At 32.5% G+C, this 19,930-nt stretch carries 13 protein-coding genes; 9 read left to right on the plus strand and 4 right to left on the minus strand.

The window, feature by feature from the left end; genetic code table 11:
• A partial coding sequence (locus IIF7_RS19565) for a nuclease-related domain-containing protein (RefSeq protein ID WP_139801383.1) occupies window positions 1–757 on the plus strand: 757 nt, incomplete at its 5' end.
• A gap of 291 nt (window positions 758–1,048) precedes the next feature.
• Here the strand turns inward: IIF7_RS19565 and IIF7_RS19570 are convergent.
• Together IIF7_RS19570 and IIF7_RS19575 are read right to left on the minus strand one after the other, a co-directional pair.
• Entirely contained in the window at window positions 1,049–2,146 is a 1,098-nt protein-coding gene (locus tag IIF7_RS19570; protein WP_084843379.1) for a hypothetical protein, read from the minus strand.
• 2 nt (window positions 2,147–2,148) lie between these two features.
• Entirely contained in the window at window positions 2,149–2,940 is a 792-nt protein-coding gene (locus IIF7_RS19575; protein WP_084843380.1) for an RNA polymerase sigma factor, read from the minus strand.
• A 374-nt stretch (window positions 2,941–3,314) separates the two neighbouring features.
• Here IIF7_RS19575 and IIF7_RS19580 point away from each other — a divergent pair, with 374 nt between their 5' ends.
• Both IIF7_RS19580 and IIF7_RS19585 read left to right on the plus strand, forming a co-directional pair.
• Complete coding sequence (locus IIF7_RS19580; RefSeq protein WP_139801384.1) at window positions 3,315–3,623, plus strand: helix-turn-helix domain-containing protein; 309 nt, start codon at window positions 3,315–3,317, stop codon at window positions 3,621–3,623.
• A gap of 199 nt (window positions 3,624–3,822) precedes the next feature.
• Window positions 3,823–4,842 carry an AAA family ATPase gene (locus IIF7_RS19585; protein WP_084843382.1) on the plus strand — a complete coding sequence of 340 codons (1,020 nt, stop codon included), beginning with the start codon at window positions 3,823–3,825 and terminating at the stop codon, window positions 4,840–4,842.
• Here IIF7_RS19585 and IIF7_RS19590 read toward each other — a convergent pair.
• Both IIF7_RS19590 and IIF7_RS19595 read right to left on the minus strand, forming a co-directional pair.
• Window positions 4,839–7,250: a S8 family peptidase gene (locus IIF7_RS19590; RefSeq protein WP_084843383.1), complete on the minus strand. Its 2,412-nt coding sequence runs from the start codon at window positions 7,248–7,250 to the stop codon at window positions 4,839–4,841. The two genes, IIF7_RS19585 and IIF7_RS19590, sit on opposite strands and share 4 nt — an antisense overlap.
• A 350-nt stretch (window positions 7,251–7,600) precedes the next feature.
• On the minus strand, window positions 7,601–8,806 hold the full coding sequence (locus IIF7_RS19595; RefSeq protein ID WP_084843384.1) for a site-specific integrase: 1,206 nt from the start codon (window positions 8,804–8,806) through the stop codon (window positions 7,601–7,603).
• A 505-nt stretch (window positions 8,807–9,311) separates the two neighbouring features.
• Between IIF7_RS19595 and IIF7_RS19600 the strand changes: the two genes are divergently transcribed.
• From IIF7_RS19600 to IIF7_RS19625, 6 genes are read left to right on the plus strand one after another with little or no spacing between them, the layout of a single operon-like run.
• Window positions 9,312–11,681 carry a type I restriction-modification system subunit M gene (locus tag IIF7_RS19600; protein WP_084843385.1) on the plus strand — a complete coding sequence of 790 codons (2,370 nt, stop codon included), beginning with the start codon at window positions 9,312–9,314 and terminating at the stop codon, window positions 11,679–11,681.
• Window positions 11,682–11,683: 2 nt separating this feature from the next.
• Window positions 11,684–12,670 carry a virulence RhuM family protein gene (gene rhuM, locus IIF7_RS19605; protein WP_084843386.1) on the plus strand — a complete coding sequence of 329 codons (987 nt, stop codon included), beginning with the start codon at window positions 11,684–11,686 and terminating at the stop codon, window positions 12,668–12,670.
• A gap of 1 nt (window position 12,671) precedes the next feature.
• On the plus strand, window positions 12,672–13,946 hold the full coding sequence (locus IIF7_RS19610) for a restriction endonuclease subunit S (RefSeq protein ID WP_084843387.1): 1,275 nt from the start codon (window positions 12,672–12,674) through the stop codon (window positions 13,944–13,946).
• A gap of 1 nt (window position 13,947) precedes the next feature.
• Window positions 13,948–14,307, plus strand: coding sequence for a hypothetical protein (locus IIF7_RS19615; protein WP_084843388.1), 360 nt, complete (start codon window positions 13,948–13,950; stop codon window positions 14,305–14,307).
• Complete coding sequence (locus tag IIF7_RS19620; RefSeq protein WP_084843389.1) at window positions 14,294–18,082, plus strand: NACHT domain-containing protein; 3,789 nt, start codon at window positions 14,294–14,296, stop codon at window positions 18,080–18,082. Before IIF7_RS19615 ends, IIF7_RS19620 begins: the two co-directional genes overlap by 14 nt.
• 11 nt (window positions 18,083–18,093) lie before the next feature.
• Window positions 18,094–19,929, plus strand: a complete 1,836-nt coding sequence (locus tag IIF7_RS19625) for a DUF262 domain-containing protein (protein ID WP_084843390.1) — start codon at window positions 18,094–18,096, stop codon at window positions 19,927–19,929.
• The last annotated feature ends 1 nt before the right edge of the window (window position 19,930 follow it).

Here is a 19,930-nt window from a genome sequence, read left to right on the forward strand (position 1 = left end):
TCACTATGGCCGGCTCATCCACGTAGGCTCTGACTTTATCATGAATGTGGTAATTCCTAGAATGAAAGGGAATTTTGGGGAACGCAGAGTTGCCGCCAAACTTCGAAGGCTTCGTAAAAGAGATTATATTGTCTTAAACAATATCCTTATACCATCTGGCCAGGGCAGTTCCCAAATTGACCATATCGTAATTTGTTCTTCGGGTGTTTTTGTAATCGAAACGAAACATTATAAAGGTTGGATTCATGGACATCAAAAATCTGAAAATTGGAGCCAGACCATTTTCAAGCATCATACAAGGTTTAAAAACCCAATTCGACAAAATTGGACTCATATATTTGCTTTAAGAAAACTTCATCCGAACTTCCAGAAACTAAAGTACTATCCTATTGTTGTGTTTTCAGGACGTGCCCGGTTAAAGAATGTGACTTCGGAACTGCCTGTATTGTATCTGTGGCAGCTTATACGATACATCAGAACAGAAAATCACCGGAACCAATTATCACCGAGCCAAATGCTATGGATAGCAGAAATCATTAAGTCCAAAAATTTAAAAAAAAGAAAGGATCGTAAAATCCACAATCGTCACATTAAAATGCGGATTAAAGACCAAAAAATCATGGCGCATTTAAAGATCTGTCCGAGGTGTCAGGGCGATTTATTATTAAAAAATGGTCGTTATGGTAATTTCTACGGATGTTCTAATTACCCAAAGTGTACTTATACCAAAAAATTATTAGTGATAGATTCAGAATAAGCTTTTCATAATTAATTTGCGAATAATACCAAGAGAGAGTTGTAAATTTTAATAGTGATTGGATCATCTCTAAGATTTGAAACTTCTATGAGATAATGCCATACCCCCTATTTTGTCCGTACCTTAAAAGGTATTGATTTGCAAAACATATAAAGTTTATTTTCTCCAGTCTCAACATTGGAGATTTGTTTTTTGGGTTAGCTGCGACTCCCTGTATATGCACTGAATGCACTTGGTGAGTGTCTTCATTTCACCTCACCTTACGGGTGTACAGACACCCTCGAAATTCAATCAATCAATAATAATCTCAATACCAGCCATCTCGGCTTTGTATTTTATTTTTTCTATCAATCCATAATAACTCCAATTTCGGAGCACAAATTCTTCTTCTTTAGCAACCGCCATTTTCTTTTCCTGATTTATAAGCACAAGTGTTCCCGCTTGTTGTTTGATACAAAAATTAATTAATTGCCTACTGTATACGTGCAGACGGTTATCGATATAATTTCTTTCTCGCTCCCGAAATTTATCAACTGCCTTCGTTTTTCGTTTGTATCCTTTTCCTGATTTTGCAAAACGAATTCCTTGTTGTGTTCTTTTTCGGCCAACCTGGATTGCTAATCTTCTATAGAGAAATTCTTCCTTACTGCCTATTTGTAGTTTTGATATAGCTGTTTTTACTGTTACAGGAAATTCTATAGATAAAGCAGCTTCAGCAATTCTTTCAGGCTTCAAAAAGTTTTCTGTCTTTTCTATTTCGAACACCCCTAGCATAAATATCTTACCTTTTTTCAACTGAATTTGCGAAGTACAAAGTTTAGTTTTGCCATTCATTACTTTTTTTAAAAGACTACGTTTATCGCTAAAATCTCGTCCTAAATATGTGACCATAGGAATTGAGAAAAGCCGAAAACTAAAATTTTTTTTATCTTCATTATACGATAAACCTCGCATACCTTCATAACTAAAAGGAAATGGCATATTACGTTTAAAATTCATTAGTGAACGCTCACCGCTCCAATATTCCGATTGATATCTGGTATATTCTTTTATCGTCGATTGATTAATGCTACTCAAGATATTAGTAGGGATTTCTCCTTTAAACCGATCTGATATCAAACGATAAGTGGTATTCATTCTAGAACGGTTTAATATTCCCAATTCATCCTTTTGTTCATCAACTAATTTGTATTTAACCTCTTCAGAGAGGTATAGAAATTCTTTTATCATTCCTTGTACAAACAAATGGGAAGCTATAAGATTTGCAGCCCGGTAACACCGATTTTGCCATCTATATAAAGTTTTAAAAGCTTCACTACGTTCCTCCTTCGATGGCAGATCGATGAGCAATTGAATTTTTCGCGTAAGTGTCATATTTGATGTATTCATAGCTAAGCAGATTGCAAATGTTCTTCACCTTTCTTCTGGTTCATCGCTTTATAAGCAATCATAAACTGACGATGCACCTCTTTATGTGAGCGCTGAAGCTTTTCAGCAATTTTTTGAAACGATAGGTATTCTTCACATCGCAATTGGAATATTTCAGCCTGTTCTTTAGTTAATTCCAATTTTAAATTTTCAAAGTTTGAATGTGATTGATCTACCTGCTCTAATGTATGTCCACTTTGAACAATCATCTTAATACGCTCTATGGCCAAATGAACCTGATTACTAGCCTCCCTAACGCTTACCCCCATGAGTTTAGAAATGATAGCATATTTAAAGTTATTTTTTAAACAAAGTTTAATCAATTGTCTTTGCTTACTTTCTAAAAATGGGAGTACACTTAATATCTGATCAAGGCATTCCTGTTTAACATTCTGATCCAACAGGTGCACATCTTCAGCCTCGGGATTGAATCCATACATATACTCCTGATAGTTATCGAAAAGTTCTAAACGACTGATAGATTTCTGAAATTTATTTCTAGGCCTACAATAATAGTAGATACATTCTGTCTTCATTACATAAAGCAGAAAAGAATGAATATGTTCGGGATCATTTATCAAATCTCTTTTCTCCCATAATTTCAGGAACGTATCCTGAAGAATGCTCTCAATAACAAATTCATCACCTATCACTCTTTTCCCAACCCAATATAGCTTATGGTTATAGCGCGAATAAATAAATTCCATTGCATCAGGATGCCCTTGTTTTAATAATGTGAAAATGCGGTGTAACATAAGCAGTCGCTATTTAGCCAGAGGTAAATACCGCTGGAATTAAAATGTATTTAGCGTAAGCGAAATCTTATAGAAGTATAAAAAGAAACTAGCTTTGAAAATAGTTGAGAAGAATACCTGTTTCCAATAAACAAAAAAGGCGTGGAGACTCAACTTATCGAACAGAGGCACTGGTATACCATACCACGATGAAGTAAGCCCACGCCCGGGTCGTGAGCATTTACACTTATCATCTTGTGGTTTGTTGAAAATTACCGGTTTTCTGTTCAAGACTCAAAGCGAATGCTTCTAATATTTTACTTTAAGAAGTATCGCAAATATAAAAATTAAATCATTTTGACCTAACTATCAGCTAAATAACAAAAAATATTCTTTTGTTACAAGAACTTGTAACAATTTTAACTCAAAAATTTCTTGTATTTACTTTCCAAGTAAGTATTATGGAAGATTTAGACCTTAAAAGACAACGTATTTTTGGGAGGCATGTTAAAAGGCTTCGTGAAGAAAAAGGTTTTAGTCAGGATGATATTGCCGCGCGATGCCGAGTTACAAAAGGTAGTTTAAGTGTTATTGAGAATGGGAATAGAAATTTTTCCTTTACCACATTACTAGCATTAGCCAAAGCCTTAGAAGTTGAACCTAAAAAGCTTCTCGATATTGATTTTGAATTATTCGAGGAATAAAACTTATAAACTTCCTTCTCCATTGGAGATTATATCAAAACTAAATCATTCATCTATTAGATTGTAAAACATTAGTTTACTTGACAGAATTCTTTTAAATTTACAAAGAAAGGGATACAAATCTTTAAAAAGATTTAAGGACTAATTGTCGTCGCTATTTTCTAGTTTCTACTATTTTTGCATCACTTTTATAATAGACATGGGACAAATTGATTACATAAAAGAAATTGCTAAATATGGTCTTGAAAATGATCAAAAGAACTTATTAGATTCCCTTCAAAAAATTATTTCCTATTACAAAGATAGTAAGAGGGTTAATATGGCTTTGCAATTACAGTCCCTGGTAAAAAATGCTAAGCGACAATCGGGTCAATTAACTAGAGTTGGCTCCGACCACTATTTCAATCAACAGAGTCAGAGAGAAATTGATGAATTAGTAATTGATAAACTACACTCTGAATATCGATTAAAAGATTTAGTGATTGCTGAGAATGTCAAAGAGAAATTAGATCATTTTATTCGTGAGAACTTATCAATTGAATTTTTAAGACAATTCAATTTATCAGTGTCTAATAAGTTGCTATTACATGGACCCTCTGGGTGTGGTAAAACTTTAGCTTCTTATGTTATAGCTGGTGAGTTGGAAAAGCCCATGTATATTGTAAATCTTGGTTCAATTGTTTCTTCCAAACTAGGTGAGACAAGTAAAAATCTAATGAAAGTTTTTAGAAAAGCTACTCAAGAAAGCTGTATTATATTCATAGATGAATTCGATTCTATTGGAAAGATTAGAGATTATAATCAGGATCATGGAGAGATGAAAAGAGTTGTAAATACGATACTTCAGTTATTTGATTATCTACCAGCCGATTCTCTAATTATAGCAGCGACTAATCAAGAGAAAATGATTGATGAAGCATTGGTAAGAAGATTTGATCTAAATTTGGAATTTGGATTACCTAGTGAAAAACAAATAGAAGAATTAATCGAATTGACGCTTAGAAGTGGACAGTTTTGTCTTCCAAAGGATATTCCTATGAGAGTCATAATCGATACTTGTTCAGGACTAAGTTTTTATAGTATTCAAAAAACTTTAATAAATGCTATCAAACGGACACTATTTAAGCAGATGGATAATAAAAATATTAGTAAAGTAGTAGATACTAATATTTGGCTGGATTTGATTGAGCAGGAGAAAAAGGCTCTTAAAAAAGATTAATTTTCTGCTTCTAAATCAGCATCACTGCCAACTTCAGATTCAGGAATCACTGTCAGATTGTTAACGTCTAGTACTTCACTATATAGATTGTGATTAGTCTCATTCTTAATTTCTTCAGTTATTGTTATTACTAGGGAGAATGAATGTTCTTTACTTCTATATTGCTGCAACAATTGAGGATCAATGTTAGGCTTACAGATACATCGAACTGCGATAGCAAGTTCTCCTTCCAGGTTTTCAATATCTTTGGGCTGTAATCGGTATTCTTTCTTTTGAGCATTGGAGAATAGAGCATTCTCTAAACCGAAATGATCTTCACTCCACGAAAAGCCGTTTTTTATTTGATAATCTTTAGCATCTTTATTAGCAAAATCTTTAGTCAATTTATTTTTCACCAAATTAAATGACATGTGCAAAGGCATATAAGCTAAATGGTTTCCTCTATCTGGGAGGAATTTAAATGTTAACGAAATAGTAAATATTAATTTATTCCCTGCATTTTGTAAGTACTCTGGAAGGTAAATAGGGATAGCCATAATTTGATCATTTTTAATTGCTTTTTCCAATATCATAGTAATGCTATGATCATCAGTAGCCAGACCAAGAGTTTTGTTGGGTTTACCGAAGCCAACTAATTTTTTAAGTAAAGGATCTTTTCCTTCAAATCCCGGAACTTTTGAGCTTTGAAGATAGCCAGCACTATTGATTAATAATGCTTTAATGGACTGCATGTTAAGCGATGGATAGGCATATATCAAATCCATAGCTATAGATGATACTAATGGAGTAGATAGACTAGTACCAGCTGTTCGCGTGAAGTATTGACCAGGATCGGCCAATACTTCTATTCCAGATTGAGTTCTATGAAGGTCACCTCCTTCATACACTAGATCTGGCTTATTAAAATATTTGTTCCTTTGATTTTTTTTAAACGGTTTATTATTTATTTTTTGATTATAGTCAAAGTGTGATTTTCTAGAATAATAAGCAGGATGATATTTAGAAGGTGAAATATCTGTCTGATCATCCTCATTCAAATTACCGGCTAGAGCACCAATAGAAAGATTATTCATTGACTCTGACGGTACACATATATTAGTATTTTTACAACTATGTACATGAGATGTAGAATTTATTCTATAGAAAAAATTCGGATAATTATGATCATCATGAAAATCTTGAGTTAGTAGTTCGTTGAGAGAATCACTGTCGAAATTTCCCACAGATATTAAAACTAAAATATCTAGATCATAGGATAGTTTATCTAATTCGTAAGCAAAATTTGAAAATGTCTCATTATAATTTTTCACTAATGCTAGTGTCAAAGACATGTTGAAAATTCTTACTCCATGTTCTTGATGAGCTGTTCGAATGGCTTCAAGCATTACGGGAAAATTAATTACATCGGTATTTCTGTGTAATACTTTTATTGGAAGTACTCTGCATTTTGCCTCATATTCTTCCTGAATTCCAGTCGGTAATTCACCACCAAAAATGCATAGTCCCGCCACTAGTGTGCCATGACCTGACTGATCCCGATTAGGGTGCGCAGTAATATTAATTGTTGGTAAGACAAGATTTTCAAAAGGATCAATCGTGTTAACTCCTGTATCTATAATACCAATGATTGGCAGATTTTGTGGAATTTTCACTGCAAATCCGTAGGATACTCTAAGGTCTCCAAATATTCCTGGACGAACGGTCAGGGGCCTGGAACTGGTTATACCCTGCACAATATCAAAATTATTAGATATTTCAATAAGCTGCTCTTCGGCGATTTCATGAATAAAATACAAATCGCTTGATGCGTTTATGTCAAAAGAAATTTGGGCGGCATTTAAATAATCATTTAGAAATTCTTGCTGTGTTGTGGCAATGTCTTGACTGGAGTTTATAATATTTAATATAACACCTTGTTCGCTGGGAACTATCAGTCGACTATCAAAGAATTCAAAATGATCGATTAAGGCTATCAAATTGTAATCTTGATGAGTGTAATTTACATCTGTACCCAGATCATTTAGTAAATTTAAATGTTGCTGTAATTGCTGGAATAGCCTCTGATCCACTACTTCAAATAATACTGATCTGTTGAAAGCATCAAATGCTTGAACTAATAACCCATATCGACCATAAAATTTTTTTCTCAAGTCATCATTGAATGGCACATAAAAATGAATCCAAAGTAAATTTATATAATCTGGAATCTCAATCGTACGGCGTTCATTACGAGTTGTTAATGCTACATTGAACTGCAACATATTTTCATGAAGATTGCGTATTCTAGCTCTATTTATTATTGGCTCTAAGTCTGAGTCAGGGTCAGGGTTACTCGATCTCCCTCGTTTTTTTTTAAACCCATTATTCTGATTTCCAGTATTATTTAAAAATGTATGTCGATTAGGCATCTGGTTATATTGTTTATCAATTCAAATAAAACTCCTTAAACTCTTTATTAATAAGGCTTCTTACTGGTCTATTAGATTAAGGAGAATATTTAGATATGAGTTGACTATTACGTTATGAAATAGAATATTAACCTGAGTTAAAATTATATTACAAAACTAAAACTTGTTATAATTACATAAATTAAATGAATAACAACACAGTTTACTAACTTTAAGTAGGGTAGGAGTGTTAGCTGTGAAACGTTTACAGCTAATAAAGCTAAGTAAACTTAAGGAATTTTCAAACGTTATTTTGGTATTGGTATTCTTGGTAAATGATAAATATGTTTGTTTCGAAAAGCATATTTAAATTATTCCAGTAATAATTCACTAGCTTCATCGAGTATTGCCGTATCAAGCTCTTTTAAATATGCCTTTGTAGTTTTGACATCCTGATGACCTAAGGATTCGCTAATAATATCTGTACCTGCACCTTTTTGCTTTAGGCAATTGGCAAAGCTATGTCTGGCCACATAGCTTGTAATGGGCTTGTCAATTTTCGCAAGTTCTCCTAATTCTTTCAAATCCTTATTAAATTTTTTGAGTGTTTTTCTTTTCCGGTTGTTTAGTTGACTTGGAGTTAGGTTTTCATGAAGTATAATAGGAAAGACGTAAGAATGGTTATTGCCCTTATAATAATTCAATATTCGTTGTACAGGCGGCATAATTTTGATGATAAAGTTTCCTTTTGTCTTTGATCGCGTATAATGTATTCTATCGCTGTAGATATTATCCCATCTTAATTTCATCATATCAGCAAAATTCATTCCCCTCGTGTAAAAGCTAAAAATGAAATAATTCCTACTATTCACTAAATGTGGCTTGTCATTCAAATCAAGGTTTTGAAGTCGGTGTACCTCTTCGATTTTGAGCGCTTTTTTTATAGATTTTCCTTTTAGTTTGGAAATTTTGTAATGCTTAAAAGGGTATACTTTTTCATCTATAATATTACGCTTAATTGCAACATTGAAAATCGCTCTAATGGCGCGCATTTTAACTCCAATTCCCCCGCCAGTTCCTCCTTTGTTTCTGAGATAAACTTCATACTTGTCTAAAAATGTAGGAGTGACCTCTTTAAAATGAATAGGCTTATTCTTTGCGAATTTCTGAACTGAGTTTTTAGTATGGTGATATACGTCCGCATTTCCCATTCTTCCAGCCATTTTCATTTCATCAATCAGTTCATCCCAAAATGGAAAAATATTTGAAGCTTCTGGATTAGATTCAATTCTAAATTTATTTTCGAAATCATTTAGAGTGTAAAAATCCTGATTCATTTCTAATTCGGAAATTACAGATAAAGCTCTGTCTTCAATTTTTCCGAGCAATCTATTTGATTTAATTTGCTGATTGTACTTTTTACTAAATCTGCCTAGCTTAGAATCCCACTCATTCAAATGAACTTCGAATGGTGTTCTAAAAAATTTTGATTTTCTATCTTTAGTGACACGTAAAAGAACTGGATACTTTCCATTCTTCAATACTGTTTTTCGTAGGATTGTTTTGATTGATGCCATGATAGGATTATTTATTTTATGTACAACATATGTACAACAAATTGCTTGATAAAGGTAAATTAAAGAAAGTAAATGGAAAAATTAATTAGGTTAAATAACTGATTTACAGTTTAATGAAAATATATGAAATTTATTGAAGTTGAATTTTTCATTTCTCATAATCAAGGGGTCCCTGGTTCGAGCCCAGGTGGGACCACCAGTAAAATAAAGGCTTCAGCGCATTCTATGTTCTGAAGCTTTTTTTATTTGCACGCAATTTGCACGCAGATTGAATATAAATAAAATTTGATATTAAAACAAGACATTTGATACTGTTTTATTTGTAAAAAAATCAAATCTAACTGGAGTTTGAATTTTTAGGAACTTTTCCAAAAGTGAATAAAGTCCTTTTTAAGGATTTCCGTTTTTTAAGATTAAGAAAATATTTAGATTTACTTCATAAATTTTCAATTTACCCTACTTTGAAGATTTCTTATGTAAATTATATATTCAATTTAATTCTTAAATGACAACAACTTCTCACAATAAATTAGTTTCCTTTATTTGGTCCATCGCAGACGATTGTTTACGTGATGTTTATGTACGCGGTAAATACCGTGATGTAATTTTACCTATGGTCGTTTTAAGGAGGTTAGATGCTTTATTAGAACCTTCCAAAGATGCCGTGATGGAAGAGCTTACGTTTCAAAAAGAAGAAGCCGGGTTTACCGAGTGGGATGAAAGTGGCTTACGCGAGGCTTCCGGTTATGTGTTTTACAATATTAGTAAGTGGACACTCCAAAAATTATACAATACCGCGACCAATTCTCAGCAAATTTTACAGGCCAATGTCGAAGATTATTTAAACGGCTTTAGTCCAAATGTGAAAGAAATCATCGATAAGTTTAAATTGAAAGCTCAGATTCGCCATATGGCGAATAAAGATGTGTTGTTAGACGTATTAGAAAAATTTACTTCGCCTTATATTAACCTAACCCCATTTGAAAAAGAAGATCCGGAGGGCAGAAAGCTACCTGCACTTTCCAATTTAGGGATGGGCTATGTGTTTGAAGAATTGATCCGGAAATTTAATGAAGAAAACAATGAAGAAGCCGGAGAACACTTTACGCCAAGAGAGGTGATTGAATTAATGACGCATTTGGTATTTGATCCTATCAAAGAAAACTTACCCCCGGTGATGACCATTTACGATCCCGCTTGTGGGAGTGGAGGAATGCTTACCGAAGCGCAAAACTTTATAAAAGATGAAGAAGGAGCCATTAGGGCAACGGGTGATGTTTTTCTCTATGGAAAAGAAATTAACGATGAAACCTACGCCATCTGTAAGAGTGATATGATGATTAAAGGTAACGATCCGGCGAACATCCGAGTAGGTTCTACGCTTTCTACCGATGAGTTTTCAGGAACGAACTTTAATTTTATGTTGTCCAATCCACCATATGGAAAATCTTGGAATAGCGAGCAAAAATATATCAAAGACGGAAAGGAAGTCATCGATCCCCGATTTAAAATTAACCTATTCGATTATTGGGGAAATACCGAAGAAGTAGATGCCGTACCAAGATCTTCAGACGGGCAGCTGCTGTTTTTGATGGAAATGGTGAATAAAATGAAACCGCTTCACCAAAACCCATCAGGTTCTCGTATTGCTTCCGTACATAATGGATCGAGCTTATTTACCGGTGACGCAGGTAGTGGTGAAAGTAATATTAGAAGATACCTTATCGAAAATGATTTGTTAGAAGCTATCATTCAATTGCCCAATAATTTATTCTACAATACCGGCATTACCACTTATATCTGGTTGTTAAGCAATCATAAACCCGAACCTCGAAAAGGCAAAGTACAACTGATTGATGCAGGAGAATTGTACCAAAAACTCCGTAAAAACTTAGGAAATAAAAACTGTGAATTTGCCCCGGAACATATTACCGAAATCACTAAGGTTTACACACAATTACAAACGGTAGAGCGGAAAACCGATCCGGAAACCAAGACAGCACTTCCCGGGATTGCTTCCAAAATTTTCGATAACGAAGATTTTGGCTATTATAAAGTAACCATAGAGCGACCACAACGATTAAAAGCGCAATTTACTTCAGAAAAAATAGAAGCTTTACGCTACGATAAACAGCTTACCGAATTGATGCAATGGGCGTATCAGGAATTTGGTGATCAAGTGTATACAAATTTAAAAGAACTCCAAGAGCCGATCTTTGCTTATGCCGAAGCTCAGGAACTTAATTTGAGCAGTAAGCACAAAAAGAAATTGCTAAGCCCGAATACCTGGGAGAAACAACGAGAATTGGTGCAATTAGCCGAATACTTATTCGCTGAATTAGGAGACGAAATCTTTACCGATTTTAATCAATTCAGCAAAAAAGTAAATCAAGCCTTAAAGAACTTAGCACTAAAACCTTCTGCTAGTGAGAAAAAAGCAGTGTTGCAGGCCGTAAGTTGGTATGATGCCGAAGCGGAAAAAGTGATTAAAAAGAAACATAAGTTTACCGATGAAAAATTAAGTACACTTTTAGCCCATTTCAATTGTAAAGAACAAGAGTTGGTGCACTTTGGGTATTTTGCTGCCGGCAAACCGGGAGAATACCTGGAATATGAAACCGAGAGTGACTTGCGTGATTATGAAAATGTATCGCTAAAAGAAAAAATACATACCTATTTTCTAGAAGAAGTAAACCCACACGTTCCAGAAGCTTGGATCAACCTCGATAAAACTAAAATAGGTTACGAAATTAGCTTTAATAAATATTTCTATAAGCACACACCACTTCGAGATATCGAAGAGGTGACCAAAGATATTTTAAAGTTAGAGCAACAAAGCGAAGGTCTTATTGCAGACATTTTAAATTTAGCATAGGCATGGACTCTGAAATGATTATCTACCAAACCGAAGATGGCCAAACCAAAATACAAACCCGTTTAGAAAATGAAACGGTTTGGTTGTCTCAAGAGCAAATGAGCGAACTTTTTCAACGGGAGAGAAGTGTTATTACCAAACATATCGGGAAAATTTTTAAAGAAGGAGAATTAGAAGAAGAAAGCAATGTGCAAAATTTGCACATTAGTGGTTCAGATCGTCCTGTGAAGTTCTATAACCTAGATGTTATTATCTCGGTGGGCTACAGGGTAAAGTCACATCGAGGAACACAATTTCGGATATGGGCTACTCAGCGTTTACGTGAATATATAGTGAAAGGTTTCACGATGAATGATGAGTTGTTAAAGGAAGCCGGCAGCGGAAATTATTTTGAAGAATTACTGGCACGAATAAGAGATATTCGTTCTTCAGAAAAAGTATTTTGGCGAAAAATCTTAGATATTTATGCGACAAGTATAGATTACGACCCCAAAGCAGAAAGCTCGATGACCTTTTTTAAAACCATACAAAATAAAATGCATTGGGCTGCCCACGGGCAAACTGCTGCTGAGGTGATCTATAGCCGTATCGATGCCGCTAAACCATTTTTGGGCTTAACCAATTTTAAAGGCGAACAGCCAACAAAGAAAGAAGTAGGTATCGCCAAAAATTATTTAAATGAAGAAGAATTAAATGTACTTAACCGGATGGTAACGGCTTATTTGGAAATTGCAGAATTACAAGCCTTAAATCGCAAACCAATGTATATGAAAGATTGGTTGCAACGTGCTGATGATTTCTTGCAAATGACAGGCAATCAAATTCTAACCCACGCAGGAAACGTAAGCCATAAGCAAGCGCTAAAAAAAGCACATAGCAGTTATACGGCGTATAAAGAAAGTGTAAAAAATGACCTATCAAAAGGCGAAAAAGATTTTATAAAACATCTTGATCAAACCCATAAACAGCTAAAAAAGAAAAAAGATTAAGATGGAAGTGGCCACAAATACAAAACAAAAATACGACAGCTACAAAGCTTCTGGTGTAGAATGGATAGGGGAGATTCCTGAGCATTGGAAGGCAATTAGAATGAAATTTCTTTATAAAGATTATAGTGAAAAGAATAGACCAAATGAAGAATTATTATCGGTTACTCAAAATAGTGGAGTGATTCCGAGATCTTGGGTTGAAAATAGAATGGTTATGCCATCAGGTAATTTAAGCTCTTTTAAATTTATAAAGGAAGGCGATTTTGCAATAAGTCTAAGATCATTTGAAGGAGGTTTAGAGTATTGTTATCATGATGGAATAATTTCTCCTGCTTATACAGTTTTAAAGAAGAGAAAAAGCAATTTAGAAGCAGAATATTATAAATATTTATTTAAAAGTCATTCGTTTATTTCTGAATTGCAAACAAGTGTAGTAGGAATAAGGCAAGGAAAAAATATTAGTTTTGAGGAACTTTCTTATTCCATAATGCCAATTCCACCCCTCCAAGAACAAAAAGCGATTGCCCGTTTTTTAGATCAAAAAACCAGTCAGTTAGATTCTGCCGTAGCGCAAAAGGAAGCTTTAATCCACCTTTTAAAAGAGCGCAAGCAAATTTTGATACAAAATGCGGTGACTAAAGGGCTTGATCCTAATGTCAAATTAAAAGATTCAGGCGTGGAGTGGATAGGTGAGATCCCGGAGCATTGGGAGGTGAAGCGTTTGAAATTTTTAACAAGATTAATTTCAGAAAAAGTAGTTAGTAAAGAAAGCAAACTTGAATATGTTGGAATGGAAAATATAGAATCCTGGAGTGGTAAATTTATTCCAAGTAATTCGGAAACAGAAGGCTTAGCAAATTATTTTGAAGAAGGTGATATACTATTTGGAAAATTAAGGCCTTATTTGGCAAAAGTGTATGTTGCAGAAAAAGAAGGGATATGTACTACAGAATTTTTAGTATATAGAGTAAAGAAAATGATTAATAATTCATACTTATTTATTCTACTACTTTCTTTTGAATTCATTAACTTGATTGATTCTTCGACATATGGCTCTAAAATGCCTAGAGCTAATTCTGATTTCATAGGAAATCAAATGATTCCAATCCCACCACTTTCCGAACAACAAGCAATTGCAAAGTATATCGAAACCGAAAGTCAGAAAATAGACAAAGCCCTTGCTTTACAGCAAGTACAAATTGAAAAGCTTAAAGAATATAAACAAAGTTTAATCGATGCCGCTGTGACGGGGAAGGTGAAGGTTATAAATAAATAATATGCTTGAAATTATATCCAACTGGTTTCTTAGAAGAAGATGGCTTTATCTAATTGTAGGTTATGGAGCATTTGCATTTTTGATTTTTGAACTAAGTATTCCTAATATTCCTGAAGAAGCAGCACCCGATTATTTGAAAATAGAAGAGTCTTATGGACCAATTGTAAAAACCATTTCTGGCTATATTGTAAATAGGTTTGCCGGTGGAACAAATCTTATAAACGTAGCAATAATTTCAATAATTATTTTTTACTGTTTATATCTAGAAAAGCAAAGATTTGAAAGTAAAGGTAAAACTTTTAATTACTTTGGATTTATACAAAATATCGATCAAACTTTTAAAGAAGATGAAAAAGATTAGATTTTTTGGAATATTTCAGAAGATAAGTCAAACGTATTATCAAATATTTCGCCAACCATTTGATGTTGACAAAGGTTACTTTAATAGTCTCGAAACTAAACATTTTAACAAAGAATTCACCTTAAAGTACAGTGAAAATCTTTTTGTAGATCAAGACAAGGGTCATGGTAGAGATTTAATTAATGAAATTTTATTAAATAAAGATCATTTTCAAGATTTATTAAACGAATTAAAGATTTTAAAAGATTGGATTGAAGATTTTGAAGAGCAATATAAAACTCTCAAAAATCTTTTACAAACTGAGAACATTCCGGTAAACTTAAATTCTAAACAACATAAACAACTTGAGTTTCTTCTAAATAATAGGCAAACCTTATTAGAGCAGATATATGAAATTGACACAAAATTAAAGCAAGATATAAAATCACTGCCTTTAACTTTAAAAGTAATAGATAATACAAATCTCGAATTTGCAGAGAGTTTTGATTTCCAGCGTTTGAATCAATATGAAGAAGAAAAGCGATATATAGAACTTGAGCCAACTGAACCCTTTCAGTTAGTGGTAGTATTTAGAAGGCTTTCGCAAATTGTTACACAAATAGCAAGTGTAAATAGACTAATAATTCAACAAAAAAAGGCACAGGTTAAATTTATTCACGGAAATGCAGGAATGGGAAAATCAAACTTTTCTGCATTTTTATATACAGAATTAAGAAAAAAGGATAAATCGGCAATATTAATTAGTGGTAAATCTTTCGGTGGGGATCCAAATGACTTTGATGAAATTTTAATGAAGCAGATAAACATACCCAACGGATATCTGCTTGAAGAGGTTTTAGAAAAATTAAATCGATATGGTGAAAAAAATGGAAGCCGAGTAACTTTAATTTTTGATGGCTTAAATGAAACTAGTTTTGCTCACGAAGGATTTAGCAAGATTTGGGAAAATAGTTTAGATAATTTTATCGAGAAATTAGAAAAATATCCTTATCTATTTTTTATTGCTACATTAAGAACGTCTTATATTTCAAGAATTTGGAGCAATAATGAAATTCCCTATGAACAAATCAAACTTAATGGATTCAGAGGAGATGATTTAAGGTTATTGATTCAACGCTATTTTAAAGAATATAAAATTGCCACTGAATCACTTATACCGTCTGACGTGTTTTACTTTGAAACACCATTATTTTTAGATTTATATTGTAAAATGCTAAACGAAGGCAAAGTCAATACGGTGGAGCCTCAACTCGGTCTTGGAGGTTTTAAAGAAGTTTTCGACAAATATCTTGAGAATTTAGTAGCAGAAATTACACAGAAATTAGATTTATACTCAGGAGATCTAGTTAGGGAAGGCATTGAAAAAGTTTCTCAAAAAATGCTTGAAGCCTCAAATGCTTTTATCCCAATTAAATCTTTCTATCAGGAAATGGATGGAGAAAATGTAAAGTCGAAATCGAAAACAATTGGTCATCAGGTTCTTCAGGAATATCTCATTTATTTAGATGAAAATTTAAATAATCGCGATGTAATTATTCATACACAGCAAGAAGTAGGTGGTTATTTACTGGCTTCAAGATTAATTAATACTTATGGAAATATAAATGCGGTAACACAATCAGATTTTTTCAAAGATTACATCTTGGGTGAATCCGGCAATATGCATCAATTAAAAGATGATATTCTTAAATTTTTAATTAACGATAGTGATGCCGATTCTTTACTATTTCAAAACCATCTGAATCTTGAAGTTGTTAAAAAGTTTACACTACTTGATTTAAAAAGAACTAAAATAAGTAAAGAAACTCAAGCGATTATTCACTTATTAAAACAAGAAGAATATTCAAAAGATGAGATAAGAACTTTACTGGAAGACTCTTCCGAAACTTTTTATGATCCCGAATCAAACCTCAACTTTTTATTTATCAAAGATATTTTACTAAAAGTTGACAACTATAAGTTCGATTTTACCTGGACTTATTACTTATACAATAATTATTATGATTTTAATGAATTTATTAAATACTTTACAAATAATCCAGAAGAAATAATTAGCTCCGAAGAAACCTCTAATAATACAATTATAGAATTGGCTATATGGCTTCTAGAAACTACAATTAGGGATTTAAGAGATAAAAGTACCAAATTATTACTTCAATATTTTGTTACAAATCCAGACCAAATACTTACATATTTAATTTTCTATAGTGTAACAAATAGAGATTACATCAATGAACGTCTTGCTTTAGTAGCTTATGGTATTTGTTTAAGATTACAGAATAATAAATCATTTATTGATAATGAACTTGGCAAGATCGCACGTAAACTTTACAATCTACAATTTGCTAAAGAACCTGACCAACCCACTTATAATTATATTGTCATTGACTCGTATAAACATATTATAGACCTAGCGATACTTAAAGGGGTATTTGAATTAGATGATTCAAATTTATTGCGTTTAGCTAATTATAGATTTAATAAAGATGATTGGTTCAGTATAGACGACAAGGACAGGGAAGCAGTTCCTATAGCAACTCACTGGAGTTTAACCCCAAATCCCGATCCATTGGCAGGCGATTTTGTACATTATACAATTCCGCGATTAGATAATCGTGATTACGAAACAAGATTAGATCACACAGCAAATATTTTCAAGCAGATTTTGAGACTTGGTTATGTTAGTAATGATGAAAATTTATCTAAAAGAGAGCAATCTTTTTATAATGGAACTAGTTTACTTGGGAGTAGAGTAAAAGTAGATAGACTCGGAAAGAAATATTCTTGGATAGCATATTTCAATTATGCCGGTTATTTGCTAAATCAAAATAAATTAGGAGTTTGGCATGAAGAAAACTCTAAATACAAGAAACATTATGAAAGGCTTAGTGATACGGAAATAGAACCAAGTTATGATGATTACAAACCGTATGAAGAAAGAGTAATTAACATTGATTTCTTTGTAAATCGTGATATAGAAAACTCCAATTGGATAAACTCACCTAACTATAATATTTTAGATTCTCTTTATACTAAGGAGGATTACACATTATTATCTGCATTTATTGATCAAAAACTGGACAAAGAATTCAAAACACGGTCTTGGATTCAAGCCCAATCCTTTTTTGTAAATAGAGATCAAATAATAGACTATATCGAGCAAATCGAAAATAAAGAGTTTGATTGGAAAGATAATTTGCATAATAATGGAAGTCTTTCAAATACATATTTCGGGGAACTATATTGGGCAGATACAATTCCTTTCAAAGTTAAAGATCATCACAGCTTTCCAATAGAGGGAACTAAAGAGATCACTAGAAGAATTAAACATTATGATGTTTTAAAATCAGACGATTTTAGTTTTGAAGATATAGGTAAAGAAATAACTGAAACAATTAATGAAACTTGCCACTTTGAATATGAGCAAACATTAGTTGATTTCTTATGGGAAACAGATTCTATACAATTTCCTGCCTTAAGACGAGATATTCCTTCTCCTAATTTTGGTAAACACTTATCACTTACAGTTGACTCTTCTCAAAGTAAGATATTATGTTCTAATTTAGAAGAATGCTTCAAGGAGTATTATGCTGAATACCAGTTAAATTCTGAAAATTTTCATTACTTCAGAACAGATTTATTAGAAAAATATCTAAAAGACACCAATCAACTTTTGTTGTTTCAATTAAAACAGCATACCTATGATCAAGTCGCTGATAACTTAGGAGGCCATTTTAGGGGTATGCAGTTCAAATTTTCTAATTTAAATAGATAAATTAAATATAAATGAGCAATCTTAAAAATAAAATAGAAGCCCAAGATAGATGTATAAATGATCTTTTAAAGGATCAGAAATTTTTTATAGATTATTTTCAAAGGGAATACCGTTGGCAGGAAAAACATATGGTAGCACTCGTTGAAGATTTATCAGAGGCTTTTTTGCAATCTTATCATTCAGACCATAAAAGAGCAGAAGTAGCGAATTACAAAAATTATTACTTGGGTCCAGTTGTATTCAGTATGGCAGAGGGTAAAAACTCTATTATAGATGGACAACAGCGAATAACTTCAATTACGTTATTACTTATTTTTCTCAATAATTTACAAAAGGAATCAAATAATACGGTAAATATTCAGGAATTGATTTTTTCAGAAAAATATGGAGAGAAATCTTTTAATATGACTGATGAAGATAGACAGGAGGTTTTAAAAGATTTATTCGAAAATGGTGATTATCAAATTAAAGAGAATGATGATGAAACAGTGACTAATATTGCTGAACGTTATGAAGATATTGTAAGGGTTTTTCCCGAAGAATTAACTAATGCTCCATTGCCTTATTTTATTGATTGGTTAATTGGAAATGTCATTTTGGTGAAAATAACAGCCTATTCTGATGAAAATGCATATACGATATTTGAAACGATGAATGATAGAGGGATGAGCCTAACATCTACAGAAATGCTGAAGGGTTATGTTCTCTCAAAAATTAGTAATAAAGAACTACGCTCAGATATAAATGAAGTTTGGAAAACTAATATGCAAAAACTTCATGAATATGAGGATAATGCTGATTTAGAATTTTTTAAAGCTTGGTTTAGAGCGAAATATGCAATTACTGTAAGACCACGAGTAGCGGATTCTGAAAATCAGGATTTTGAACAAATAGGTACGCGATTTCACGACTGGTTTAAAAATAATCACGTAGAAAAAATAGGAATAAGAACATCAGATGATTTTTATAAATTCTTTAAAAAAGAGTTTGATTATATGATTAATGCATATATTAAATCATATGATATGATGATATATTTTAATTCAAAATATCCTAATATCCACTATATTAAAAATTGGGGTATTGCTAGATCATTACAAGATACTATGTTATTGGCATCTCTTGATTCAGATGAAGAGAAAGATAAAATGTTTGAGAAAATGGATGTTGTATCAAAATTTATTGAGACATATACAGTAAGAAGGGCTATTAATTTTAGAAAATTTGGAGCTTCAGCAATTCAGTATACTTTCTTCAATATAATCAAGTCTATAAGAGATTTAGATATTCAAAATTTAAAAAATAAACTGAGTGAAAATCTTAAAAATATGCAAGAAGATTTTAATGCCGTTACCGTATTTAGATTACATCAGCAAAATAAAAGATTTGTTAAGCATTTATTGAGTAGAATTACTGGTTATATCGATCAAGAAGTAGGGAAAAGTACAAATTATAGTAATTACTTTAATCCATCAACAGGTAAAAAATATGAAATAGAACATTTGTGGAGTGATGATTTTGAAGACCATCGTGATGAATTTGAACAAGAATTGGAATTTTGGAATGTTAGAAACTCAATAGGAGCTTTAGTTTTATTACCTAATGGAACAAATCAGTCTTTTAATAGCGACAGGTATACTGATAAGCTACCTCATTATTTAAAGGAGAATACCTATGCACAAACTCTTCATCCTGATTTTTATTTAAAGAACCCTAATTTTCTCAAAAGCGATATTACCAGCATCCCATTTCAGGCTCATAAACAATTATTAAAAGAAGATATAGAGAAGCGTTGCCAAGTAGTTCAAGTACTTTGTGAAAAAATTTGGCCATCTAAATTAATTTAAA

Origin of the sequence: Zunongwangia atlantica 22II14-10F7, from assembly GCF_002094855.1 — a bacterium.
GTDB classification, from domain to species: domain Bacteria; phylum Bacteroidota; class Bacteroidia; order Flavobacteriales; family Flavobacteriaceae; genus Zunongwangia; species Zunongwangia atlantica.

What these genes read in the sequence shown, in the direction of transcription:
- IIF7_RS19570 (WP_084843379.1), bottom strand. Translation starts at nt 2,146, where the DNA reads ATGAATACATCAAATATGACACTTACGCGAAAAATTCAATTGCTCATC.
- IIF7_RS19595 (WP_084843384.1), bottom strand. Translation starts at nt 8,806, where the DNA reads ATGGCATCAATCAAAACAATCCTACGAAAAACAGTATTGAAGAATGGA.
- IIF7_RS19600 (WP_084843385.1), top strand. Translation starts at nt 9,312, where the DNA reads ATGACAACAACTTCTCACAATAAATTAGTTTCCTTTATTTGGTCCATC.
- IIF7_RS19585 (WP_084843382.1), top strand. Translation starts at nt 3,823, where the DNA reads ATGGGACAAATTGATTACATAAAAGAAATTGCTAAATATGGTCTTGAA.
- rhuM (WP_084843386.1), top strand. Translation starts at nt 11,684, where the DNA reads ATGGACTCTGAAATGATTATCTACCAAACCGAAGATGGCCAAACCAAA.
- IIF7_RS19575 (WP_084843380.1), bottom strand. Translation starts at nt 2,940, where the DNA reads ATGTTACACCGCATTTTCACATTATTAAAACAAGGGCATCCTGATGCA.
- IIF7_RS19590 (WP_084843383.1), bottom strand. Translation starts at nt 7,250, where the DNA reads ATGCCTAATCGACATACATTTTTAAATAATACTGGAAATCAGAATAAT.
- IIF7_RS19620 (WP_084843389.1), top strand. Translation starts at nt 14,294, where the DNA reads ATGAAAAAGATTAGATTTTTTGGAATATTTCAGAAGATAAGTCAAACG.
- IIF7_RS19615 (WP_084843388.1), top strand. Translation starts at nt 13,948, where the DNA reads ATGCTTGAAATTATATCCAACTGGTTTCTTAGAAGAAGATGGCTTTAT.
- IIF7_RS19625 (WP_084843390.1), top strand. Translation starts at nt 18,094, where the DNA reads ATGAGCAATCTTAAAAATAAAATAGAAGCCCAAGATAGATGTATAAAT.
- IIF7_RS19610 (WP_084843387.1), top strand. Translation starts at nt 12,672, where the DNA reads ATGGAAGTGGCCACAAATACAAAACAAAAATACGACAGCTACAAAGCT.